The following is a 21,891-nucleotide window of genomic DNA, read 5'->3' on the forward strand; positions in this document are numbered from 1 at the left end:
CTTTCGATGGCGCGGGGTCTCGTCGCCGAGACCCCGCGCGGATCAACGGTGGGTGATGAGCAGGTACTCGCGCTGCCAGCGCCGTTCCCGGGCTTCGCGTGCGGCGAGCTGTTCGCGGCGGTACGCGACCTCGGGTGCAGAGCTGGCACCGCGGCTCGCGCTCCACACGATCAGGTGGAGCGCGACCCGGAGAGCGAGGCGCTGGGCGATGGTCGGGCGGCTGAGAGCCGTCTGCTCGGAGATGGTCGGCTGCGCAGGCGCGGCCTCAGGACGTCGTTGTACGACGGTGTTCATGGTGTCCTCGTTCGAAGAGGGCGGAAATGCGAGGCGACGACATGCGTCGCGGGTGCAGCGATGGGCTGCTGCCGACGCGTGGAGACCACGCGGGCAGGGAAGGCGGAACGGGGCGAGGGACTCGCAGACTCAGACGTTCAGCGGAGCACCCATGACGGCGGCTCCACCGATCGCGCAGGTGAAACGGTCGCGGTGCTCGGAACGAACAGCAACAGCGTTAAACGCGGTGACAGAAATCAACATCGGGGAACCTCCTTTCGTCAGGGATGCGGAAAGTGACGCTAGCGGTCCGCCCGGTGCGGCGTCAAGTCCGGCCTGTCATCCTCCGGTAGCGTGTGGACATCCACCGAGCGCCGGGAGGGCCCGAGATGCACCTGAAGAGCGTCACGCTCAAGGGCTTCAAGTCGTTCGCGCAACCGACGACGTTCCTGCTCGAACCGGGCGTCACCTGCATCGTCGGACCCAACGGATCGGGCAAGTCGAACGTCGTCGACGCGCTGGCGTGGGTCATGGGCGAGCAAGGGGCGAAGACCCTCCGTGGCGGCAAGATGGAGGACGTCATCTTCGCCGGCACCGCGACACGCGGGCCCCTCGGACGCGCTGAGGTCCAGCTGACGATCGACAACCACGACGGCGTCCTGCCCATCGACTACACCGAGGTGACGATCAGTCGCACGCTCTTCCGCAACGGGTCGAGCGAGTACGCCATCAACGGCGAGACCTGCCGGCTGCTCGATGTGCAGGAGCTGCTGAGCGACTCGGGCCTCGGCCGCGAGATGCACGTCATCGTCGGGCAAGGGCGCCTCGACACCGTGCTGCAGGCGAGCGCCGAGGACCGACGCGGGTTCATCGAGGAAGCCGCCGGCATCCTGAAACACCGTCGCCGCAAGGAGAAGACCGTACGCAAACTCGAGGCAATGGAAGCGAACCTCACGCGGTTGAGCGACCTCGCCGGCGAGCTGCGGCGGCAGCTCAAGCCGCTGGGCAAGCAGGCCGAGATCGCTCGCGAGGCCGCGACGATCGCAGCCGTCGTCCGAGACGCGAAGGCTCGGCTCTTCGCGGACGATCTGGTCGCGTTGCGGGCTCAGCTGGCCGACCACGCCCGGGACGAGCACGAGCGGCATGCCGAGCGGCTGGTGCTGCAGGACCGGCTCGACGGGGTGAAACGGCGCATCGACGAACTCGAAGCCGAACAGCGATCCGAGGCCGTCGATCGTGCGCGAGCAACCGCCTTCGCGCTCGAGCAGGTCCAGGAGCGGGTGCGAGGCCTGCACACCCTCACGGCTCAGCGCCGGGCGTTGCTCGAAGACGACGGTCAGCTGTCCATCGAGGTCGCGACGGTGGGGCAGTCTGCGATCGATGAAGCCCGCCACGAGGTCGACGAGATCGCGTCGGGGGTCGGTGAGGCGCAGGATGCCGCAGCTGCGGCATCACGAGACGTCATCCGTGCGCGAGCCGAGCTCGATGCGCTCGACTCCGACATCGCCGCCCAGAGCGCCCTCGTCTCCGAGCACGACATGCGCCTCACCAAGCTGCGCGGTCGTGCCGAGGCCGCCGCCTCGCGTCTCGACGCCCTCCGCGCGACGGTGGAACGTCAGCAGCGCGGCCTGGATGCGGCGCGAGCACGCCGCGCGGAAGCGGAGACGGCCCTCCACGAGGTGCAGTCGGAGGCGGCGCCCGGTTCGGGCTCCGCGGAGCAGACCGCCGCCTACGAGCGGGCCCAGCGCGACGCTTCGGACGCCGAGGCCGAGCTGACGGGGATCCGCGAGAGGCTGCATGCTGCCGAGCGCGAGGTCGAGTCGCTCACGGCGCAGACGGCGGCGCTGGGGCGTGCGCTCGAGGTCCGTAATGCGGCCGCCGACCTCCTCTCGCGTGATGATGACGGGTTGCGGTCGCTCGTCGCCGACGCCCTGAAAGTCGAGTCAGGCTACGAGGCGCCGGTCGCGGCCGCTCTCGGGGCACTCGCTGAGGGCGTGCTCGCGATCGACGTCGCGGCAGCGCTGCGAGCGGCTGCCACCGCCTCGGCGGATGATCTGGGCGTCGTCGACATCGTGCTGGCGGACGCGGCCCGGGGCGAGCCCGTGGCGGCGCCGGCCGGTGCTGTGCGAGCGGTCGATGTCGTGAGCGGTCCCGACGGCGTCGTCGGGCAGCTCGAGAACGTGCTGATCGCAGATGACCTCCACGCGGCTGTTCGCATCCGCGACGGCTGGAGCGCCGATGAACGCGAGCGCGCGGTGGTGGTGACCAAGCAGGGCGAGGTCGTTTCATGGCGCACGGTGCGAGCCGGCTCGGGCCAGGGACGCTCTCGGCTCGAGCTCGCCGCGGAGCGCGATGCAGCGGCCGAGCGGCTGAGCGAGATGAGCGTGGTCGCCGACGCGTTGCGCGAGTCACTGACGGAGGCCCAGGCGGCGTGGTCCGAGGCGCGGGCGCGGACGCGGACAGCCCTTGAGACCCTGCGTGCGCATGACGCCGCGATGGCCGCGGAGGCCGAGAAGCTGAACCGCGCGACCGTGCGCTATGAGGCGGCGGCGGCGGAATGCGATCGCCTCGAAGCCGGGATCGCTCCCGCCGTCAGCGCCGTGACGGATGCCGAGTCGGCGGCCCGCGAGGCCGAGGACGCACTCGCGTCGGCGGCGGCCGCTCCGCGCCCCATCCTCGATGCGTCGGCGCGGGACGGTCTCCTGGATGCCCTCGAAGAGGCCCGCGAGCGGGAGATGCGTGCACGTCTCGACGTCGAGACGCTTCGCGAGCGCGTCCGGGCCGGCGAGGCGCGCGTGGTGCAGCTCGAACGTCAGCGTGAGCGCGAGCGCGCCGCCGCCGCGGAGGCTGCGCGGCGCGCGGTCATCCGTCGGCAGCAGCGCGCGCTCGCGGATGCTGTCGCCGCACAGCTGCCACCGCTCCTGGAGTCGATCGACAGGTCGGTGGCCGCCGCCCGCGTGGAGCTCGGCCGTGCGGAGCAGGCGCGGAGCGAGATCACGAGCGAACTCGCGGAGCTGCGCCGTCAGGACCAGGCGGCGCGGGGCCGTCTGGCCGCCCTCACCGAGTCCGTCCACGGACTCGAGATGCAGATGCACGAGAAGAAGCTGCACGTGACCAGCCTGCTCGAACGCGTCGGCTCCGAGCTCGGCTTCGACGAGGACATTCTCGTTTCGGAATATGGACCGGATCAGTCCGTTCTCGATGATTCCGGCGAGTCGGTGCCATTCGACCGGACCTCCCAGCGTCGACGCCTCACCGAGGCGGAGCGAAAGCTCGCGCAGTTGGGGCGTGTCAACCCGCTGGCGCTGGAGGAGTACGCGGCGCTCGAGCAGCGTCATGCGTTCCTGACGGAGCAGCTCGCGGACCTGACGCAGACGCGCGCTGACCTCCTCACGATCATCGGTGAGCTGGATGAGCGGATGCAGACGATCTTCCTGGCCGCGTTCGAGGACACGAGGATCGCATTCGGTGAGGTGTTCCCGATCCTGTTCCCCGGGGGCACGGGCAGCATCTCGCTCACCGACCCCGACAATCCCCTGACCACCGGCATCGATGTCGCGGTCCGGCCCGTCGGCAAGAAGATCGAGCGGTTGTCGCTGCTCTCGGGTGGCGAACGGTCCCTCGCCGCCGTCGCGCTTCTGACGGCGATCTTCAAAGCTCGTCCCAGCCCCTTCTACATCCTCGACGAGGTCGAGGCGGCCCTCGACGACGCGAACCTCGGGCGTCTGCTCGGCGTGTTCGAGCAGCTGCGCGCATCGAGCCAGCTCATCGTGATCACGCACCAGAAGCGCACGATGGAGATCGCCGACGCCCTGTACGGCGTCTCGATGCGTCAGGACGGCGTGTCCGCGGTCGTCGGGCAGCGCGTGCGCGAGCGTGCAGGCGCCGTAGGCTGAGTGCATGGCCGACAATCCCTGGTCGCTCTCGCGCGCGCTGCGCGGGCTCTTCGTCAAGCCGACCATCGACGAGAACACGTGGGACGACCTCGAGACGGCGCTCCTGACCGCCGATTTCGGGCCCGACATCACCGAACGCCTTGTCGACGACCTGCGCGGCAAGGTCGAGCGCTACCGCACGACTGATCCACGCGACCTCCAGCGGATGCTCAAGGAGACGCTCGAGGAGCGGTTCGCCGCCTTCGATTCGACGCTGCGCCTGACCGAGCGCCCGGCCGTCGTCCTCGTGGTGGGGGTGAACGGCGTCGGGAAGACGACGACCATCGGCAAGTTCGCGAAGTTCCTCCAGCGATACGGTCGATCGGTCGTGGTCGGAGCGGCCGATACGTTCCGCGCGGCTGCCGTGGACCAGCTCGCAACGTGGGCTGAGCGCGGCGGAGCCCAGATCGTCCGGCCGCAGCAGGAGGGGCAGGATCCCGCCTCCGTGGCCTTCCAGACGATCGACTACGCCAAGCGCACGGGGACGGAGATCGTGCTCGTCGACACGGCGGGCCGCCTGCACACCAAGGGCGGGCTGATGGACGAGCTCACGAAGATCCGGCGTGTCATCGAGAAGCAGGCGCCGATCAGCGAAGTGCTGCTCGTCCTCGATGCGACGACCGGCCAGAACGGCGTCATGCAGGCCGAGGCCTTCCTGGAGCACGCCGGCGTCACCGGTCTCGTGCTCACCAAGCTCGACGGCTCCGCGCGCGGTGGATTCGTGCTCGCGGTGCAGGAGCGCACCGGCATCCCGGTCAAACTGCTCGGGCAGGGAGAGGGCATCAACGACCTCACCGGCTTCACCCCGCACGTGTTCGCATCGGCGCTCGTCGACTGAGTCGCGCGCCGCGCCGCATCAGCACTTCCCCCGCACCCTCACGGCTGGTTTCATAAACACATGGCGATCGAGCACGACTACTTCGGACTCCTCGAGTCGGGTCCGGACGGATCGATCTTCTGGTCCGATCACGTCGAGATCGGCGACCAGACGGTCACCGTCGATCTGACGGCCCCGGATCAGGACGACGTCTCGGCTGCCGCCCTGGATGTCGCTGCCGCCATGATCTCCGCGATCGAGTCGATCGACCTGTCGGCCCGCAATGCCATGGTCTCCGAACTCAGCGACCGCACGAGCGAGGTGATCGAGTTCATCCTCCAGCAGCAAGAGGAGCTGGGCGAGGACATCGAGTCCTACCTGGTCGACATCTCGGGCGATGTGCACATGGACGTCATCCGCTCGCTGCAACTGATCAGCATGACGATCCTCGCCGACGAGCATGGCGGTTCGGACCCGTTCGCCGTGCTGGAGTACGCCCTCGACCCCGACTCGACCGAAGAGGTCCTCCTGGTCAATCTCACGAGCGACGGCAGCATCCAATCGGTCACCAGCGCAGACTGACGTGCAGACCTTCCTGCCGTACCCCTCTTTCGCGGAGTCGGCTGCAGCCCTCGACACGGCCCGGCTCGGCAAGCAGCGCGTAGAGACGCTGCAGCTGCTGCGCGCGAACACCGTCGCGGGCTACGGATGGCGGAACCACCCCGCAGCGAAGATGTGGCGGGGCTACCTCCCGGCTCTCACCGCGTACGGTCTCGCGATGACCGACGCCTGGATCGCGGCCGGGCGTGCGGACACCGTGCGCCGGCAGCTGATCGAGTTCGCACCGGAGGTCGACGGCACGGCGCAGGGCGAGCTCGAGATGCCGCCGTGGCTGGGTGACGAGGCGTTCCATCTCTCGCACCGATCGAACCTCGTGCGGAAGGATGCGGCCTTCTACCGGCCGCGGTTCGGCGACGTCCCTGACGATCTCCCGTACATCTGGCCGCCGGACCCGACCGCGTCCTGAGCCACGCGACCGGATCCGGCGTCTCGTCAGACGGCCTGCGCGAACCCGGACTGCGCCGAGTCGGCGAGGTGCGCGAGGCCCGGCGGGATATCCCGCCCCTTCGCCGTCATCGACTGCGCCCACAGACGCCCCGCACGATAGGAGGACCGCACGAGCGGTCCGGCCAGCACGCCGAGGAAGCCGATGCGCTCCGCTTCCTCTCGGAAGCCGACGAACTCCTCCGGCTTCACCCATCGGTCCACCGGCAGGTGCCGAGGCGTCGGGCGAAGGTACTGCGTGATTGTGATGATGTCGGTGCCCGCGTCATGGAGGTCTTGGAGTGCCTGGATGACCTCATCGGGGGTCTCGCCCATACCGAGGATGAGGTTCGATTTGGTGATGAGACCCGCCTCGCGAGCGCGCGTGATCACGCCGAGCGAGCGCTCGTAACGGAAGGCGGGCCGGATCCGTTTGAAGATGCGGGGGACCGTCTCGACGTTGTGGGCGAAGACCTCCGGCCGCGATGAGAACACCTCGTCGAGCTGTGCCGGGTCGCCGTTGAAATCCGTCGCGAGGATCTCGACACCCGTACCCGGGTTGTCGGCGTGGATCCGGCGCACCGTCTCCGCGTGCAGCCAGGCGCCGCCGTCGGGGAGGTCATCGCGCGCCACGCCGGTGACCGTCGCGTAGCGCAGCTGCATCCGGCTGACGCTCTCGGCGACGCGTCGCGGTTCGTCGGTGTCGTACTCGGCCGGCTTCCCGGTGTCGATCTGGCAGAAATCGCAGCGCCGCGTGCACTGCGAGCCGCCGATGAGGAAGGTCGCCTCGCGGTCCTCCCAGCATTCATAGATGTTCGGGCATCCCGCCTCCTGGCAGACCGTGTGCAGCCCCTCGTCCTTGACCAGGTCGTGCAGCGCGCGGTACTCCTCGCCCATGCGCGCCTTCGTCTTGATCCACTCGGGCTTGCGCTCGATCGGCGTCTGCGCGTTCCGGACCTCCAGGCGGAGCAGCTTGCGTCCCTCCGGACCCCCGGCGGCCGGGGCGGCGGGCACGGCGCAGCCGCCGCTCATGCTGCGACCGCCGTCTCGAACTCGGCGCGGAAGCGGCGCGTGACGCTGTCGACGACGTCGGCGGGGGAGACGTCGCGCCCCAGCACCGTCGAGAGCGAGGCGACGCCGGCGTCGGTGATGCCGCACGGGATGATCTGCGCGAAGGGCGCCAGGTCGTTGTCGCAGTTGAGAGCGAAGCCGTGCATCGTCACGCCGCGCTGGACCCGGACGCCGATCGCGGCGATCTTCGCATCGCGGCCGGCCTGACCGACCCAGACCCCGCTGCGGCCCGTCACCTGGCGGCCGGTGACCCCCAGATCGGCGACGGCGGCGATGAGGACCCGTTCCAGCCTCCGGACATGAGCCACGACGTCGACCGGTTCGGGGAGACGCAGGATCGGATACCCCACGAGTTGACCGGGACCGTGCCAGGTGATCTTGCCGCCGCGGTCGACGTCGACGACGGCGGTCCCGTCGGTCGGTCGCTCGTGGGGATCGGTGCGGGCTCCGGCAGTGAAGACAGCCTCATGCTCGAGCAGGAGCAGCGTGTCCGGGCCGCCGGCGACGACGGCGTCATGGACGCGACGCTGCAGCTCCCAGCCTTCTGCGTAAGGGACGACGGCGGGGGCGAGCCCCACGACGCGGACATCGAGCACGGATCCTCCTCGAGTTAATGGACCGCGTCCAACAATACGGCACGCTTAGGCTGTCCTGGTGACGTCCTCCACTCGCGCCGGCAGGCCCCGCGTGTCGTCCCGCGAGACGCTGGCGGAGGCTGCCTGCGAGCTGTTCCTCGAGCGTGGCTATGAGGCGACGACGGTGGCTGACATCACCCGCCGCGCCGGGGTCAGCCGTTCGAGCTTCTTCAACTACTTCTCATCGAAGTCCGCGGTCCTGTGGTCGGGGCTCGACGAGCGCATCGCGGCGCTCGAGCTCGCCTTGCGCAGCGCCGGCGGCGCCGACGACGTCGCGTCCGCCGTCGCCGACCTCGCTCGCGGACTCGCGCCCGATGCCCTCGCCCTGGCGATCGTCAACGACGTCGCGATGGGGCTGTCCGACGAGCTCGCCCGCGACGCCGCGCTGCGGGCTGCCCGGATCGCGGCGGCCGTCGCCGCGGCCCTGCACCGGTCGGGAGCGGCACGGCTCGAAGCCGACATCCTGGGTGCGGCCTGGGGCGGTGCGGTGCTCGGCGCGGTCCGCTCGTGGGCGCGTGGGGGAGCGGGCCGAACGGACCTGGCTGAGGAGATGGCGCGCGCGATCGCCTTCGTCCGGGGGCGCGGACCGGGTCACCCGCTCGCATAGAATCGAGGGATCATGGCAACTTTCGGCACGCTCTCCGACCGTCTTACCGAGACCTTCCGGAACCTCCGCACCAAAGGAAAGCTCTCGGCGGCTGACGTCGACCAGACCGTCCGTGAGATCCGCCGCGCGCTGCTCGACGCCGACGTCGCCCTCGTGGTGGTCAAGGAGTTCACCGCCAAGGTGCGCGAGCGCGCTCTCGGCGACGAGGTAAATCGCGCGCTGAACCCGGCTCAGCAGGTCGTGCAGATCGTCAACGAGGAGCTCGTCGCTATCCTGGGCGGCGAGCAGCGGCGCCTGCAGTTCGCGAAGAACCCGCCGACCGTCATCATGCTCGCGGGCCTCCAGGGCTCGGGCAAGACGACATTCGCCGGCAAGCTCGCCAAGCAGCTCGAGAAGGACGGTCATACGCCGCTCCTCGTCGCCTGTGACCTCCAGCGTCCCAACGCGGTGAACCAGCTCCAGGTCGTCGCCGAGCGTGCCGGGGCCGCCATCTACGCGCCCGAGCCCGGCAACGGCGTCGGCGACCCCGTTCGCGTCGCTCGGGACGGCGTCGAGCACGCGCGTCGTCAGCAGCACGACGTGGTCATCATCGACACGGCGGGTCGCCTCGGCGTCGATGCCGAGCTGATGAAGCAGGCAGCGTCCATCCGAAAGGCGACCGACCCCGACGAGGTGCTCTTCGTCATCGACGCGATGATCGGCCAGGACGCGGTCAACACCGCGAAGGCGTTCCAGGAGGGCGTCGACTTCACCGGTGTGGTGCTCTCCAAGCTCGACGGCGACGCCCGCGGTGGTGCGGCACTGTCGGTCGCGTCGGTCACCCAGCGGCCGATCATCTTCGCGTCCACGGGCGAAGGGCTCGACGATCTCGAGCCGTTCCACCCGGACCGGATGGCCAGCCGCATCCTCGACCTGGGTGACATCCTCACCCTGATCGAGCAGGCTCAGCAGGCCTTCGACGAGCAGGAGGCCCTCGCGGTCGCCGAGAAGCTCGCGAAGGAGCAGTTCACGCTGGAGGACTTCCTCGACCAGCTTCAGCAGATGAAGAAGATGGGGTCGATGAAGAAGATGCTCGGCATGCTGCCGGGCATGGGCCAGATGAAGCAGCAGCTTGAGCAGTTCGACGAGCGCGAGATCGACCGCACCGAGGCGATCATCCGGTCGATGACGCCGTCCGAGCGTCGCAACCCCAAGGTCCTCAACGGCTCGCGTCGCCTTCGCATCGCGCGCGGTTCGGGCATGACGGTGACCGACGTGAACCAGCTCGTCCAGCGTTTCGAGCAGGCCGCGAAGATGATGAAGACCGTTGCTCGCGGCGGCGTTCCCAACATCCCGGGCATGGGCCCGATGGGTGGGAAGCCCGGCGCGTCGAGCAAGCGCGGCAAGCAGGCCAAGAGCAAGGGCGGTTCGCGATCCGGGAACCCGGCGAAGCGCGCCGCTGAGAACGCCGGGCTCGCGACCGCGACGGCACCCACCGGCTCGGGCTTCGGACTCGGTGGCGGACAGGCTCAGCCGAGCGAGGCCGACCTCGCCGAGATCCAGAAGCTCTTCGGCAAGAGCTGAGGCGAAGGCCGAGCCCCCCGGGGCCGACTCAGCGACCGACGTCAGGCTGCGCCAGGTGCTGGCGCAGCGTCGGGCCGTCGCGGAACTCGCGGATCAGATGCTGGACGACCTCTCGGAGATCGCCGTCGGCCGCGTCCGCGACGCGTGTCTGCCGGAGGTAGCTGGCGCCCTGGTCGAGAATCGTGGTGAGGCCGCGGAACTCCCGAGCGCAATGCAGCTCCTCCGCGATCGGCTCGAGTTCGGCGATCGTGTCGCGAAGGTGCTCGACGACGTGACGCTGAGTGCCGTCGGCGTCGACGATCAGCCGTGCGTCCAATCCATACCGCGCCGCGCGCCACTTGTTCTCGCGGACGAACCACGGCGGGATCGTCGGCAGCTCTCGGCCTTCGTCGAGCTGGCGAGACAGGTGCTCGGTGAGTACTTGGACGAGGGAGGCCACCGCCGCGAGCTCAGGCAGCGTCGACATCCCGTCGCAGGCGCGGATCTCGAGCGTTCCCCACTTGGGCGCCGGACGGATGTCCCAGCGCACCTCGGAGGCGTCCTCCATGACGCCCGTGCGCACCATGCCGTCGAGATAGTTCTCGAAGTCGCTCCACTGTGTGAAGCTCCACGGCAGGCCGGCCGTGGGCAGCTGCTGGAAGACGAGGGCGCGGTTGGACGCGTACCCGGTGCGGTCTCCGGCCCAGAACGGGCTGGACGCAGACAGGGCCTGCAAATGGGGGAGGTAGAGCGACAGTGCGTTGATCAGGGGGAACACCTTGTTGACGTCCTCGACGCCGACGTGGATGTGGATGCCCCAGATCATCATGTTGCGTCCCCACCACTGGGTCCGCTCGATGAGCTTGTGGTAGCGGGTCTTGTCGGTGATCTCCTGCTCGTACCACCGTGCGAAGGGGTGGCTTCCCGCGCAGAGCATCTCGAGGCCGCGCGGCGCGGCGAACTCGCGCACGCGCTGGATGGCGTCGTCGATGTCGTCCACCGCGGCCGCGACGGTGTCCCCTACTCCGCTGGTCACCTCGATCGTGTTCGTCAGCAGCTCGCCGGTGATCGTGTAGCGCTCCAGCGCCGAGGAGTCCTCGACTTCGGCGAGCACCTCCGGCGCTCGGGGGGCAAGATCCCCCGTGTCGCGGTCGGCGAGCATCAACTCCCACTCGATGCCCACGGTGGAACGGGCAGACGTGGCGAAGGGGACCGTCATGCGCTCAGTCTGACACGCGGCGCGGCGCGGTTCGCGACGACCGTCATCATCTGGCAAAATAGACGGTTGGACCGCTCGCTCGACCCTCTATCCGGCGAGAAGGTCCACCTTCAGAGCTCCCGCCGGGTGTGCACCCCACGCTCCAGGCGACGTTCATTTCACATCACACCACTCAGGAGAATTGTGGCTGTCAAGATTCGTCTCAAGCGCCTCGGCAAGATCCGCGCCCCCTACTACCGCATCGTCGTCGCCGACTCGCGCACCAAGCGCGACGGCCGCGTGATCGAGGAGATCGGCCAGTACCACCCGACCGAGGAGCCCTCGGTCATCAAGGTCGACTCCGACCGTGCGCAGTACTGGCTGTCGGTCGGCGCTCAGCCGACCGAGCAGGTCACGGCGCTGCTCAAGCTCACGGGCGACTGGGGCAAGTTCAAGGGCGACAAGGACGCCGTCTCGACCGTCCGCACGGCCGAGGCAAAGGGCGAGTTCGTCGCCGACGCGTCGAAGAAGTCGGTCATCAAGCCGCAGGCCGCCAAGAAGGCCGAGGAGCCCGCCGCCGAGGCTCCCGCCGACGAGGCCGCCGCCGACGCGACCGACGCGGAGTAATCCGTTGCTGTCCGCCGCGCTCGAGCACGTCGTCAAGGGGATCGTGGATCACCCCGACGATGTCGTCATCCGTTCCTCCTCGTCGCCCCGCGGCGAAGTGCTCGAGGTGCGCGTGCACCCCGACGACCGGGGACGGGTGATCGGGCGCGGCGGGCGCACCGCGAAGGCGCTGCGCGCGCTGATCTCGGCCCTCGCTGATGGCACGCGGGTCCGCGTCGACGTCGCGGACGACTGAGATGGCCGCCGAACCCGCTCGCACCCAGCTGCGCGTCGGGCGCCTCGTCAAGGCGCACGGCCTGAAGGGCGCGCTCAAGCTCGAGCTCTACACCGATGACCCCGACGGCCGCTTCGTGCCGGGCGCGACGTTCACGTTGCAGGTCCCCGAAGCATCGCCCTGGCACGGGAAGTCCGTGACCGTTCGCGAGTTCCGCTGGATGAACTCGCACCCCGTCCTCTTCATCGAGGACGTCAACGACCGCGACGCCGCGGAGAGCCTCGTGAAGGCCATCCTGTGGGTCGATCAGGACAGCGAGGCCGTGGCCGAGGACGACGCCTGGTTCGATCACCAGCTCGTCGGCCTGGATGTGGTCCGTGAGGGGCAGAAGGTCGGACGCATCGCTCGCGTCGACCACTTCCCGGCGCAGGACCTCCTCATCGTGCAGCGGGACGGCGACGACACCGAGATCCTCGTGCCGTTCGTCAAGGCGATCGTTCCCGAAGTGGATGTCGCGGGCGGTCGTGTCATCGTGACGCCGCCGGCGGGCCTGTTCGAAGACCTGGCCGCCGAGGAGCCGGATGTCGCGGACGACGCAGCGTCCGAGCGTGACGGCGGCGACAGCGCTCTCGACGAGGACTGACGTGCGCGTCGACGTCGTCACGATCTTCCCCGCATTCTTCGACGTCCTCGAGGTCTCGCTCCTCGGAAAAGCGCGCGGCGCGGGTCTTCTCGATGTGCGCGTTCACGACCTCCGCGACTACGCCACCGATCGTCACCGCACCGTCGACGACACCCCCTACGGCGGCGGTGCCGGCATGGTCATGAAGCCCGAGCCCTGGGGGCTCGCGCTCGACGCCATCGTTGCGGACGCGGGTGGCCGGCCCACGTTCATCTTCCCGTCACCGGCCGGCGAGCGGTTCTCGCAGGGCGCCGCTCGCGAGCTCAGCGAGACCGCACACCTGGTCTTCGGCTGCGGCCGGTACGAGGGAATCGACGAGCGTGTCTTCTCCTATGCGGCGACTCTCGGCGACGTCCGGCTCATGAGTCTCGGCGACTACGTCCTCAACGGGGGAGAGGTCGCCTCCATGGCGATGATCGAAGCGATCGGACGTCTCATCCCCGGTGTCGTGGGCAACCCCGAGAGCCTTGTCGAGGAGTCTCACGAAGACGGGCTGCTCGAGTACCCGTCCTACACGAAGCCGGCATCGTGGCGCGGCCACGATGTCCCGGACGTCCTGCTGAGCGGCCATCACGGTCGCGTCGCGGAGTGGCGCCATGCGCAACGCGTCGAGCGCACGCGCGCGCGCCGGCCCGATCTGCTCCCCGCCGACTCCGAGGACTGATCGCGGCCGCGCGTCCGCGAGCGGTCAGTCGACCCCGAGGAACGAACGGTCGGTCAGGATGACCGGACCCTCGGCGGTGATCGCGACGGTGTGCTCCGAGTGCGCGCCACGTGAGCCGTCCGCGCTGCGCAGGGTCCAGCCGTCCGCGTCGGTGATGAGCTTGTCGGTGCTCTGCAGGAACCACGGCTCGAGCGCGACGACGAGGCCCGCGCGGAGCGGATAGCCCCGGCCGGGCTTGCCGTCGTTGGGGACATGCGGATCGCCGTGCATCTCACGGCCCACGCCGTGGCCGCCGAAGTCGGTGTTGATGGAGAGTCCGTCGGCATGGGCGACGGTCGCGACGGCGTGCGAGATGTCGCCGATCTTGTTGCCCACGACGGCAGCGTCGATCGCAGCATCGAGCGCGCGCTCGGTGGTGTCGATGAGAGCGAGGTCCTCATCACGCGGAGTGCCGACCACGAATGACACCGCGGAGTCGGCTACCCACCCGTCGACCGAGACGGCGAAATCGAGCGTGACGAGGTCGCCGTCACGCAACGCGTAGTCGTGGGGGAGGCCGTGGAGCACGGCGTCGTTGATCGAGGTGCAGATGACCTTGCCGAACGGACTCGCCCCGAACGACGGGTGATAGTCGATGTAGCACGACTCCGCGCCCGCCCGGCGGATCAGGTCGTGCGCGCGGCGGTCGATCGCGAGGAGGTTCGTCCCGACCTTCGTCTCGTCCCGAAGTGTCGCCAGTGTCTCGGCGACGAAACGCCCAGCCGGACGCATCGCTTCGATCTCGGCAGGTGTGCGCAGCTCGATCATCGTGATCCTCTCTTCAGGTTCTATCCTGCCGGACCGGCGTAGCATCAGGAGCATGTGGCTGCGACGCGCGCTCTTCTCCTGGCTCCTCCCGGCAGCTCTCGTGCTGCCGCTGTGGCTCGTCGTGGGCTGGGCGATCTCGGGCGCGGGCGGCTGGGTCTTCCTCTGGGTGCTCTTCATCGCGGTACCCGCCGTGCTCATCGGCCAGCTGGTGACGACGCTCCTCGTACGGGCTCGGGGCACGGTGCGGCACACGCGGATGCTGTCGTGGTGGGACGTCCTCGTGTTCGCGGTCTGGCACGGCCTCATCATCGCGATCGGGTTCTATCCCGCGGGCGCCTTCTGGCCGCTGTTGTTCGCCGCGGTCGCGGCGTTCCTCGCCGTCTTCTGGGTCTCGCTGTGGCAGCTCTTCCGCGAGGCTCGCCCCGTTTCGCTCTTCTCCGTCGCGACGGATCCGACCTCCCTCCGCGAGGCGATGCGGCCGAACCCCGACAGCCGTGCGGACGAGAAGGTCGTCATCATCGAAGAGGTCCGGCGCAGCGACAGCTGACGTTTTGGTCCGTGGGGCGCACCGTGGCAGAATGAACGCTTGTGCCCTGACAGATCTCTGCCTCAGGGGAGCGGCGCCCGGCGGGTGCCCGGGGCACCGCATCCTTATTCAACTTTTTCGTGGTCGACCTGAGGCGGTCGCAGGAAGAACAGATCATGCAGATCCTCGACTCCGTCGACGCAGCATCGCTGCGCAACGACATCCCCGCCTTCGCTCCCGGCGACACCGTCAAGGTGCACGTCAACATCACGGAAGGCAACCGCTCGCGTATCCAGGTCTTCCAGGGCGTCGTCATCGGCCGCTCGGGCGACGGCGTTCGCGAGACCTTCACCGTCCGGAAGATCAGCTTCCAGGTCGGCGTGGAGCGCACGTTCCCCGTGCACAGCCCCGTGATCGACCACATCGAGGTCGTCACGCGCGGTGACGTCCGTCGCGCGAAGCTCTACTACCTGCGCAACCTGCGCGGCAAGAAGGCCAAGATCAAGGAGAAGCGCGACCGCTGATCGCAGCGACGCATTCTCTGGATGCCCCGGGCTCAGGCTCGGGGCATCCGTCGTCTCCGCTGCGCGGTGACCGGCGATGGTCGCGGAATGTGCGACCCTGGGTAGGGCTCCCCGGCGGGCGAGTCGGATGAGAGGCGATGAATGACCACCGATGACCTTGCCGCGCAGGCGCCGAAGCCCGCGCGTTCACGATCACGTCGCCTCGGCCTGCTGCTGCGCGACATCCTCGTCATCATCGCCATCGCCCTCGCGGTGTCGTTCCTCGTCAAGACGTTCCTCGTCAGGTCGTTCTACATCCCCTCCGGGTCGATGGAACGCACGCTCCTGAAGGACGATCGGATTCTCGTCGACCAGCTCACGCCTCGGTTCGGCGGCTACTCACGGGGCGACGTCGTCGTCTTCCGCGACCCGGGCGGTTGGCTCCCCGCGACAGTCGAGCCGGCGCGTCCGCCTCTCGTCGAGGGCATGGACTGGGTGCTCTCGGTCGTGGGTCTGTCCGCCCCGGACAGTAAGGACCACCTCATCAAGAGGATCATCGGGATGCCGGGCGACCACGTGGTGTGCTGCAACGCGGTCGGGCAGATCACTGTCAACGACGTGCCCATCGACGAGACGCCCTACGTCTCACTCGCCGACGGCCAGTCGGCGCCGCAGGAGGTGCCGTTCGACGTCACGGTGCCGGAGAACTCTCTCTGGGTGCTCGGCGACAACCGCGATCACTCCCGCGACTCGCGCTACAACCGCGACCAGCCCTCGCAGGGCTTCGTTCCGCTCGACAACGTCGTGGGACGAGCATTCCTCATCACGTGGCCGCTCGATCGCTTCGGCCTCATCGACTTCCACCACGACGTCTTCGCGGGGGTCCCCGCACCCGTGACGCCATGACGATCGTCGCGCCCCGGCTGACCGTCGAGCGGCGGCTGTTGCGCGAGCACGCGTACGTCATCGCCCTCGACGAGGTGGGGCGGGGCGCGCTGGCGGGCCCGGTCTCGGTGGGCGCCGCCGTGCTCGACGCGCGCTGCGCACGCCGCCGCATCCCCGAGGGACTCCGCGACTCCAAGCTCGTGACGGAGCTGCGCCGTCCCGAGCTGGCGGTGCGCGCGGCCGATTGGGTCGTGGCGTCGGCCGTGGGTTCGGCCACGCCGGGCGAGATCGACGAGATCGGGATCATGCGGGCGCTCGGTCTGGCCGCGGTCCGCGCGATCCAGGGGCTCGGCGGTGTCGACCCCTTCGCCGCGGAGACCGTCGTCATCCTGGACGGCAATCACGACTATGTCACTCCCATGGCGGGGCCGGGCATGACCGTGCAGACGATCATCAAGGCCGATCGTGACTGCGCGAGCGCCGCGGCGGCGTCGGTCATCGCGAAGGTGGCGCGCGATGCCCACATGACCGAGCTGCATGATGAGACGCCGATGTACGAGTGGGCACGGAACAAGGGCTACGCCAGCCCGCTCCACCGGGCAGCGATCCGCGAGCACGGACTGTCACGTCATCACCGGGCGTCCTGGGCGATCGCCGACGCGCCGACGCTGTTCTGACCTCGTTCCCAGGGCGGCCGAGGGCAGGACGTTCACCGCGCGCTGCCGCCGCCTAGGATGGAAGCACCATGGATGACGAAGTCTTCGAAGACTATGACCGCGAGCTGGAGCTGGCCCTCTACAAGGAGTACCGCGACGTCGTGTCGCAGTTCCAGTACGTGATCGAGACCGAGCGTCGTTTCTACCTCGCGAACGATGTCAACGTCGTTCGGCGCGACACCGAGCACGACTTCTACTTCGAGCTCACGATGAACGACGTGTGGGTCTGGGACATCTACCGGGCCGACCGCTTCGTGAAGTCCGTTCGAGTGCTGACGTTCAAGGACGTCAACGTCGAGGAACTCCAGCGTCGCGACTTCGAACTGCCCGACGAGCTCTCGCTCGACAGCTGATTCCTCCCCGCGGCCGCCGCCGGGGCGGTTCTCCCCGGTCGCTGCGCACCGACGCCGGGGGAATCCGCTGCCACGCGAGAGTCCTCGTATGGCAGCGAAAGACGACCGGGGTCGAGCCGGCGAAGAACGGGCCGCACGGTACCTGACCGGCCTCGGCTACGAGATCCTCGACCGCAATTGGCGCGACCGCCAGGGCGAGATCGACATCGTGGCGGTCTCGCGCGACGAGCTCGTCATCGTCGAGGTCAAGACCCGGCGGAGCTCGGCGTACGGGCATCCGTTCGAGGCGGTCGACGAGCGCAAGAAGGACCGGTTGTGGCGGCTCGCCTGCGCCTGGATCGCCGCGCACCCGGGGGAGGTGCGGGGCAGACGGATCCGCCTCGACGTCATCGGCATCACGGGTGACGACGTCGACACAGCGGCCCTCGAGCACGTCGAGGACCTGCGGTGAGCCTCGGGCGAACATGGGCGGTGTCGCTCACGGGGCTCGCGGGCGACCTCGTCGAGGTCGAGGCCGACCTGTCGAACCAGACACCTGCGTTCCGTATCGTCGGGCTCGCCGACCGCGCCCTCGCCGAAGCGCAGCAACGGGTCCACAACGCCTGTCAGAACAGCGGCCTGCCCCTCTCGCGCCGCCGCGTCACGGTGAACCTCTCGCCGGCGAGCCTCCCCAAGCAGGGATCCGGATTCGACGTGGCCATCGCCGTCGCGGCGCTCGCAACCGAATTGCCGATGGATGCCGCTTCTCTCGGTGACACCGTGCACATCGGCGAGCTCGGCCTCGACGGACGACTGCGCCCCGTGCCGGGCGTCCTGCCCGCCGTCATCGCCGCGGCGCGCGCGGGGAAGCGGACGGTCATCGTTCCCGAGGCCTGCCGCGCTGAAGCCTCGCTCGTCGACGGCATCCGCGTCGTGGGATGCCGCACGCTCGCGGGCGTCGCGCGCTGGCACGGGCTCGAGGTCGACGGCGACGATGAGGCCGTGGCCGTTATCCCGGTACCTGCGGATGGGCGAGAGAGCGGGAGCGACCATCCGCCCGTGGAGGATCTGTCGGACATTCGAGGTCAGGAGGAGGCGATCGCGGCCCTCGTCGTCGCGGCCGCCGGCGGACACCATCTGCTCATGAGCGGGCCGCCGGGTGCCGGCAAGACCATGCTGGCACGGCGTCTGCCGGGCATCCTGCCGCCGCTCGACGACGACACCGCCCTGCAGGTGGCATCGATACGGTCCCTGTCGGGCTCGACCATCGAGACGCTGAGCAGAATCCCTCCGTTCGAGGCGCCGCATCACAGCGTCAGCGTCGCGGCTCTCGTGGGCGGGGGCAGCAGGTCGCTTCGGCCGGGGGCGATCGCTCGCGCGAGCGGCGGCGTGCTCTTCCTCGACGAGGCCGGGGAGTACAGCGCCCACGCACTGGACTCGCTCCGACAGCCGCTCGAGGCGGGGTCGATCGACATTCATCGGTCGGGATTCCGGGCGACGTTGCCCGCGCGGTTCCAGCTGGTGCTGGCCACCAACCCCTGCCCGTGCGGACAGTACGGTGTTCGCGGCGGCACGTGCTCGTGTCCGTCCCTCGCGATCCGTCGCTATCTCGGGCGGCTCTCGGGCCCGCTGCTGGACCGGATCGACATCGAGCTCTCGCTGTCGCGCGTGTCGCTCGCCGACCTGACGTCGCGCGGCCCCGGAGGGATGACGACGGCAACCGCACGCGCCGAGGTCGCTGCCGCGCGGTCGCGTGCGGCCGCGAGACTGGCCGCAACGCCCTGGCGCACCAATGCGGCTGTCTCGGGGGCATGGCTGCGAGATGGGCCCCTCGCTCCCGAGCCGCGCGTCCGCGCGCCCCTCGACTCGGCTCTTCAGCGCGGCGCGCTCACGCTGCGCGGGTACGACCGGGTGTTGCGGGTGGCGTGGTCCGTCGCCGATCTCGCGGGTCGCGAACGGCTCACCGCGAACGATGTCGGGCATGCGCTGTTCCTGAAGAAAGGGCTCAGCCGATGAGCGGCGATGAGGCGCGGGACGCGCTGGTCGGTCTCTCGCCTCCCGCAGATCTGGGAGATCCCGAGAGCTGTCGCGAGCGTTGGGCGCGGGCGCGCTGGTCCGTCCTCGCGGAGCCCGGTGACGGCATAGCCGGGCTCGCGATCCGACATCTCGGTGCCTTCGGCGCGCTTGAGAGCGCTCTGCGCCACGACGAGCCGCCGGGGGTTCTCGAGCTGAGCGTTCGCGACTGGCGTCGTGCCTGTGCGCGATGGCGTCCGCGACAGGATGACCACTCGTACGCGCTCGAGCGGGCGCGACGGGTGGGCGTACGGCTCATCGTGCCGGGAGACGCGGCGTGGCCCGAACGGGCCGATGATCTCGGCATCCACGCGCCCGTCGCGCTCTGGACGAGAGGCGTGACCGATTCTCTCGCGATGCCTGGCGCGGCGGTCGCGCTCGTCGGAGCGCGGGCCGCGACCGCGTACGGCGTGCAGGTCGCCGGTGAGCTCGCCGGCGACCTCTCCGCGAGCGGTGTGACGATCGTGTCGGGCGCGGCCGTCGGTATCGATGCCGCAGCCCATCGCGCCTGTCTCGCCGTCGACGGCCGGACCGTCGCGGTACTGGCGGGCGGCGTCGACACGGCGTACCCATCCGGCCACGCCGGGTTGCTGACGGCCGTCTCGAGCCGTGGCGCGGTCGTCAGCGAAGTGCCCTGCGGCACCGCACCGACGAAGTGGCGCTTCTTGCAGCGCAATCGGCTCATCGCCGCGCTGTCTGATGCCACCGTCGTGATCGAGGCGGGGTGGCGGTCGGGGTCGTTGAACACCGCCGGGCACGCGTCGGCGCTCGGGCGTGCCCTCGGCGCGGTGCCGGGGCCGGTCACGTCTGCGGCGTCGTCCGGATGCCACCGGATCCTCCGCGAATACGACGGTCGCTGCATCACGAGTGCAGACGACGTGCGGGAGATGCTCGGATGGTCGAACGATTCCGCATGCGCCGCCGAATCCGCTCGGGACGGGCACACGGATGACGCCACCCGGGTGCTCGATGCGCTGAGTACGCGCACGCCGCGGGATGTCGTCGAGATCGCGCGGCGCTCCGGCGTGGCCAGCGAGGAGGTGAGCGCCTGGCTGGGGCTCCTGTCGCTCGACGGGCGGGCCGTGTCCGGCGAGCGCGGGTGGCGGCGGGCGGGGAGGTGACCGCCCGCTCCCCGCGAGCCTGGCATGGCGGCAACGTCGTATCGGTCATGCTTGCTGCATGCTCATCTCGGAGGCGGCGGAGGCGTACGCAGACCACCTGCTGCGCGTCCGCAGACTCTCCGAGAACACCGTCCGCGCGTACCGCAACGACCTCGGCGATCTGGCGGCGGCAGCCGGCGACATCGAGCTCGCAGACGTCGACATCGAGGTGCTCCGCGATTGGGTCTGGCGCGCGAGCGAACGGGGCGACGCGCGGTCCACCCTCGCTCGCCGTACCGCGACGGCGCGTGGTTTCTTCGCGTGGGCGACCGAGCGCGGCGTGATCGCCAGGGATCCCGCATTGCGCCTGGCGTCGCCGAAGCGGGCGCAGACCCTGCCCAAAGTCGCGACCGCGGAAACGATGTCATCCGTCCTCGACGATCTGCGGGTGCGCGCCGCCGAGGGCGATCCTCTGCGGCTGCGCGACCACGCGGTCCTGGAGCTCCTCTACGCGACCGGCATCCGCGTATCCGAGCTGTGCGGCCTCGACATCGACGACATCGACCGCGAACGCCGCACGGTGCGAGTGACGGGAAAAGGCGAGAAGGACAGGGTGGTGCCCGTGGGCGGCCCGGCGTTCGACGCGGCCCAGGCATACCTCGTGCGTGGTCGCCCGGTGCTCGCGGCACGGGCGACCGCGGGAACAGCCGGCGCCCGAGCGGTCTTCCTCGGCTCTCGGGGCGGTCGCCTGACCCCGCGCGCTGTCTACGCGACCGTCTCAGCGGAACTCGGTCCCGCGCTCGGGGTCGATGCCGTCGGGCCGCACACCCTTCGGCACTCCGCCGCGACTCATCTACTGGACGGCGGCGCGGATCTGCGTGCCGTGCAGGAGATCCTCGGTCATGCGAGCCTCGGGACGACGCAGATCTACACCCACGTGTCGGGGGAGCGGCTCGCTGCCGCATATCGACAAGCCCACCCGCGTGCATGATGGCGCGGCGGGCCCGCCCGTCGTAGCGTGAGGATCACGGAAGCTCACGACGGGGGGACGCGCATGAGGAGACCTGCCGCAGCGGCGACGATGGGGGCGACGGTGCTCGTCGCGATGCTCGCGTCGTGCACGCCGGTGACGTCGAACGAACCCGACCGCATCGTCCGGCCCACGTCGCCGGCAGGCTCGTCGGCGCCCTCGGCCTCACCCGGGGCGACACCGGGAACGCCATCCTCCGCCACGGCTCCGGGGGCGCCCGGGGCGGACGACTTCGCGTGCATCGACGACGTCGTCGCGATTCGCGGCTCCGACGTCGACGTCGCCTTCGCCGGAGAGTGCGCCGTCGTTCGCATCGAGGGCGCTTCGCTCGACGTGGACCTGGAGCGAGCGCGCGTCGGAAGAGTGGTCGCGAGCGGCGATGGCATCGAGATCGACCTCGGATCGGTCGACGCGCTCGAGATAACGGGACAGAACGCGGACGTCGACGCCGTCTTCGTCGGAGCCGTGACGATCGCGGGAGACCGGAACGTCGTAGAAGCCGACGAGATCGGCGCGGTATCGGTGGCGGGCAATGACAATCGTGTCGAAGCGGACCGCCTGGGAGCCGTGTCCCAGAGCGGTGACCGCAACACGGTCGGGGCCGGCTGAC

At 69.6% G+C, this 21,891-nt stretch carries 25 protein-coding genes; 20 read left to right on the top strand and 5 right to left on the bottom strand.

What is annotated here, in order from left to right; genetic code table 11:
* Positions 1-42: 42 nt before the first annotated feature.
* The gene (locus AA0Y20_RS10350; RefSeq protein WP_412939139.1) at positions 43-294 is read right to left on the bottom strand and encodes a hypothetical protein; all 252 of its coding nucleotides are present in this window, start codon (positions 292-294) and stop codon (positions 43-45) included.
* Between the two features lie 368 nt (positions 295-662).
* Between AA0Y20_RS10350 and smc the strand changes: the two genes are divergently transcribed.
* The 4 genes from smc to AA0Y20_RS10370 are packed head-to-tail and all read left to right on the top strand — an operon-like array spanning position 663 to position 6,052.
* Entirely contained in the window at positions 663-4,169 is a 3,507-nt protein-coding gene (smc, locus tag AA0Y20_RS10355) for a chromosome segregation protein SMC (RefSeq protein ID WP_412939140.1), read from the top strand.
* Positions 4,170-4,173: 4 nt separating this feature from the next.
* Entirely contained in the window at positions 4,174-5,046 is an 873-nt protein-coding gene (ftsY, locus tag AA0Y20_RS10360; RefSeq protein ID WP_307222304.1) for a signal recognition particle-docking protein FtsY, read from the top strand.
* Positions 5,047-5,106: 60 nt separating this feature from the next.
* On the top strand, positions 5,107-5,607 hold the full coding sequence (locus AA0Y20_RS10365) for a DUF2004 domain-containing protein (RefSeq protein WP_412939141.1): 501 nt from the start codon (positions 5,107-5,109) through the stop codon (positions 5,605-5,607).
* A gap of 1 nt (position 5,608) precedes the next feature.
* Positions 5,609-6,052, top strand: coding sequence for an MSMEG_6728 family protein (locus AA0Y20_RS10370; protein ID WP_412939142.1), 444 nt, complete (start codon positions 5,609-5,611; stop codon positions 6,050-6,052).
* A gap of 26 nt (positions 6,053-6,078) precedes the next feature.
* On the opposite strand, the gene lipA is transcribed toward AA0Y20_RS10370, so the two are convergent.
* Positions 6,079-7,101 carry a lipoyl synthase gene (lipA, locus tag AA0Y20_RS10375; RefSeq protein WP_412939143.1) on the bottom strand — a complete coding sequence of 341 codons (1,023 nt, stop codon included), beginning with the start codon at positions 7,099-7,101 and terminating at the stop codon, positions 6,079-6,081.
* Positions 7,098-7,736, bottom strand: coding sequence for a lipoyl(octanoyl) transferase LipB (gene lipB, locus AA0Y20_RS10380; protein ID WP_412939144.1), 639 nt, complete (start codon positions 7,734-7,736; stop codon positions 7,098-7,100). The genes lipA and lipB overlap by 4 nt, the downstream gene beginning before the upstream one ends.
* A gap of 58 nt (positions 7,737-7,794) precedes the next feature.
* Between lipB and AA0Y20_RS10385 the strand changes: the two genes are divergently transcribed.
* Entirely contained in the window at positions 7,795-8,382 is a 588-nt protein-coding gene (locus AA0Y20_RS10385; protein WP_412939145.1) for a TetR/AcrR family transcriptional regulator, read from the top strand.
* 12 nt (positions 8,383-8,394) lie between these two features.
* Positions 8,395-9,945 carry a signal recognition particle protein gene (ffh, locus tag AA0Y20_RS10390; protein WP_412939146.1) on the top strand — a complete coding sequence of 517 codons (1,551 nt, stop codon included), beginning with the start codon at positions 8,395-8,397 and terminating at the stop codon, positions 9,943-9,945.
* 28 nt (positions 9,946-9,973) lie between these two features.
* Here ffh and AA0Y20_RS10395 read toward each other — a convergent pair whose 3' ends face one another.
* The gene (locus AA0Y20_RS10395) at positions 9,974-11,143 is read right to left on the bottom strand and encodes a glutamate--cysteine ligase (protein ID WP_412939147.1); all 1,170 of its coding nucleotides are present in this window, start codon (positions 11,141-11,143) and stop codon (positions 9,974-9,976) included.
* Positions 11,144-11,326: 183 nt separating this feature from the next.
* On the opposite strand from AA0Y20_RS10395, the gene rpsP reads away from it, so the two are divergent.
* Genes rpsP through trmD form a run of 4 tightly spaced genes read left to right on the top strand, consistent with a single transcriptional unit; the run spans position 11,327 to position 13,309 of the window.
* Positions 11,327-11,749: a 30S ribosomal protein S16 gene (rpsP, locus tag AA0Y20_RS10400; protein ID WP_412939148.1), complete on the top strand. Its 423-nt coding sequence runs from the start codon at positions 11,327-11,329 to the stop codon at positions 11,747-11,749.
* A 4-nt stretch (positions 11,750-11,753) separates the two neighbouring features.
* Entirely contained in the window at positions 11,754-11,984 is a 231-nt protein-coding gene (locus AA0Y20_RS10405; RefSeq protein WP_023950977.1) for an RNA-binding protein, read from the top strand.
* Between the two features lies 1 nt (position 11,985).
* Positions 11,986-12,606 (top strand): ribosome maturation factor RimM, encoded by a 621-nt coding sequence (rimM, locus tag AA0Y20_RS10410; protein ID WP_412939149.1) that lies wholly within the window; start codon positions 11,986-11,988, stop codon positions 12,604-12,606.
* Position 12,607: 1 nt separating this feature from the next.
* Entirely contained in the window at positions 12,608-13,309 is a 702-nt protein-coding gene (gene trmD / locus AA0Y20_RS10415; RefSeq protein ID WP_412939747.1) for a tRNA (guanosine(37)-N1)-methyltransferase TrmD, read from the top strand.
* Between the two features lie 24 nt (positions 13,310-13,333).
* On the opposite strand, the gene map is transcribed toward trmD, so the two are convergent.
* On the bottom strand, positions 13,334-14,116 hold the full coding sequence (gene map / locus AA0Y20_RS10420) for a type I methionyl aminopeptidase (protein ID WP_412939150.1): 783 nt from the start codon (positions 14,114-14,116) through the stop codon (positions 13,334-13,336).
* A gap of 52 nt (positions 14,117-14,168) precedes the next feature.
* On the opposite strand from map, the gene AA0Y20_RS10425 reads away from it, so the two are divergent.
* The 10 genes from AA0Y20_RS10425 to AA0Y20_RS10470 all read left to right on the top strand — a co-directional run bounded on the left by AA0Y20_RS10425 (position 14,169) and on the right by AA0Y20_RS10470 (position 21,890).
* Entirely contained in the window at positions 14,169-14,663 is a 495-nt protein-coding gene (locus AA0Y20_RS10425) for an MFS transporter permease (protein ID WP_412939151.1), read from the top strand.
* A gap of 155 nt (positions 14,664-14,818) precedes the next feature.
* Positions 14,819-15,166, top strand: coding sequence for a 50S ribosomal protein L19 (gene rplS / locus AA0Y20_RS10430; protein ID WP_210004668.1), 348 nt, complete (start codon positions 14,819-14,821; stop codon positions 15,164-15,166).
* 141 nt (positions 15,167-15,307) lie between these two features.
* On the top strand, positions 15,308-16,051 hold the full coding sequence (gene lepB / locus AA0Y20_RS10435; protein ID WP_412939152.1) for a signal peptidase I: 744 nt from the start codon (positions 15,308-15,310) through the stop codon (positions 16,049-16,051).
* A complete protein-coding gene (locus AA0Y20_RS10440; RefSeq protein WP_412939153.1) occupies positions 16,048-16,707 on the top strand; it encodes a ribonuclease HII in 660 nt (219 codons plus the stop codon). Before lepB ends, AA0Y20_RS10440 begins: the two co-directional genes overlap by 4 nt.
* A 68-nt stretch (positions 16,708-16,775) precedes the next feature.
* On the top strand, positions 16,776-17,099 hold the full coding sequence (locus tag AA0Y20_RS10445) for a DUF2469 family protein (protein ID WP_023950963.1): 324 nt from the start codon (positions 16,776-16,778) through the stop codon (positions 17,097-17,099).
* 88 nt (positions 17,100-17,187) lie between these two features.
* Positions 17,188-17,550 carry a YraN family protein gene (locus AA0Y20_RS10450; protein WP_412939154.1) on the top strand — a complete coding sequence of 121 codons (363 nt, stop codon included), beginning with the start codon at positions 17,188-17,190 and terminating at the stop codon, positions 17,548-17,550.
* Entirely contained in the window at positions 17,547-19,094 is a 1,548-nt protein-coding gene (locus tag AA0Y20_RS10455; protein WP_412939155.1) for a YifB family Mg chelatase-like AAA ATPase, read from the top strand. Before AA0Y20_RS10450 ends, AA0Y20_RS10455 begins: the two co-directional genes overlap by 4 nt.
* Complete coding sequence (gene dprA / locus AA0Y20_RS10460; RefSeq protein WP_412939156.1) at positions 19,091-20,272, top strand: DNA-processing protein DprA; 1,182 nt, start codon at positions 19,091-19,093, stop codon at positions 20,270-20,272. Before AA0Y20_RS10455 ends, dprA begins: the two co-directional genes overlap by 4 nt.
* A 58-nt stretch (positions 20,273-20,330) precedes the next feature.
* Entirely contained in the window at positions 20,331-21,242 is a 912-nt protein-coding gene (locus AA0Y20_RS10465; protein WP_412939157.1) for a tyrosine recombinase XerC, read from the top strand.
* Positions 21,243-21,305: 63 nt separating this feature from the next.
* Positions 21,306-21,890 (top strand): DUF3060 domain-containing protein, encoded by a 585-nt coding sequence (locus AA0Y20_RS10470; RefSeq protein WP_412939158.1) that lies wholly within the window; start codon positions 21,306-21,308, stop codon positions 21,888-21,890.
* Position 21,891 lies beyond the last annotated feature (1 nt).

This window comes from Microbacterium pratiae (assembly GCF_047302165.1).
Classification (GTDB): domain Bacteria; phylum Actinomycetota; class Actinomycetes; order Actinomycetales; family Microbacteriaceae; genus Microbacterium.

Bases quoted from the DNA above. Each gene is read 5' to 3' on its own strand.
- AA0Y20_RS10440 (WP_412939153.1), top strand. From the start codon at position 16,048: ATGACGATCGTCGCGCCCCGGCTGACCGTCGAGCGGCGGCTGTTGCGC.
- AA0Y20_RS10445 (WP_023950963.1), top strand. From the start codon at position 16,776: ATGGATGACGAAGTCTTCGAAGACTATGACCGCGAGCTGGAGCTGGCC.
- map (WP_412939150.1), bottom strand. From the start codon at position 14,116: ATGATCGAGCTGCGCACACCTGCCGAGATCGAAGCGATGCGTCCGGCT.
- AA0Y20_RS10425 (WP_412939151.1), top strand. From the start codon at position 14,169: ATGTGGCTGCGACGCGCGCTCTTCTCCTGGCTCCTCCCGGCAGCTCTC.
- lipA (WP_412939143.1), bottom strand. From the start codon at position 7,101: ATGAGCGGCGGCTGCGCCGTGCCCGCCGCCCCGGCCGCCGGGGGTCCG.
- AA0Y20_RS10450 (WP_412939154.1), top strand. From the start codon at position 17,188: ATGGCAGCGAAAGACGACCGGGGTCGAGCCGGCGAAGAACGGGCCGCA.
- smc (WP_412939140.1), top strand. From the start codon at position 663: ATGCACCTGAAGAGCGTCACGCTCAAGGGCTTCAAGTCGTTCGCGCAA.
- lepB (WP_412939152.1), top strand. From the start codon at position 15,308: ATGACCACCGATGACCTTGCCGCGCAGGCGCCGAAGCCCGCGCGTTCA.
- rimM (WP_412939149.1), top strand. From the start codon at position 11,986: ATGGCCGCCGAACCCGCTCGCACCCAGCTGCGCGTCGGGCGCCTCGTC.
- AA0Y20_RS10350 (WP_412939139.1), bottom strand. From the start codon at position 294: ATGAACACCGTCGTACAACGACGTCCTGAGGCCGCGCCTGCGCAGCCG.
- ftsY (WP_307222304.1), top strand. From the start codon at position 4,174: ATGGCCGACAATCCCTGGTCGCTCTCGCGCGCGCTGCGCGGGCTCTTC.
- rplS (WP_210004668.1), top strand. From the start codon at position 14,819: ATGCAGATCCTCGACTCCGTCGACGCAGCATCGCTGCGCAACGACATC.
- AA0Y20_RS10470 (WP_412939158.1), top strand. From the start codon at position 21,306: ATGAGGAGACCTGCCGCAGCGGCGACGATGGGGGCGACGGTGCTCGTC.
- AA0Y20_RS10465 (WP_412939157.1), top strand. From the start codon at position 20,331: ATGCTCATCTCGGAGGCGGCGGAGGCGTACGCAGACCACCTGCTGCGC.
- dprA (WP_412939156.1), top strand. From the start codon at position 19,091: ATGAGCGGCGATGAGGCGCGGGACGCGCTGGTCGGTCTCTCGCCTCCC.
- ffh (WP_412939146.1), top strand. From the start codon at position 8,395: ATGGCAACTTTCGGCACGCTCTCCGACCGTCTTACCGAGACCTTCCGG.
- AA0Y20_RS10395 (WP_412939147.1), bottom strand. From the start codon at position 11,143: ATGACGGTCCCCTTCGCCACGTCTGCCCGTTCCACCGTGGGCATCGAG.
- AA0Y20_RS10365 (WP_412939141.1), top strand. From the start codon at position 5,107: ATGGCGATCGAGCACGACTACTTCGGACTCCTCGAGTCGGGTCCGGAC.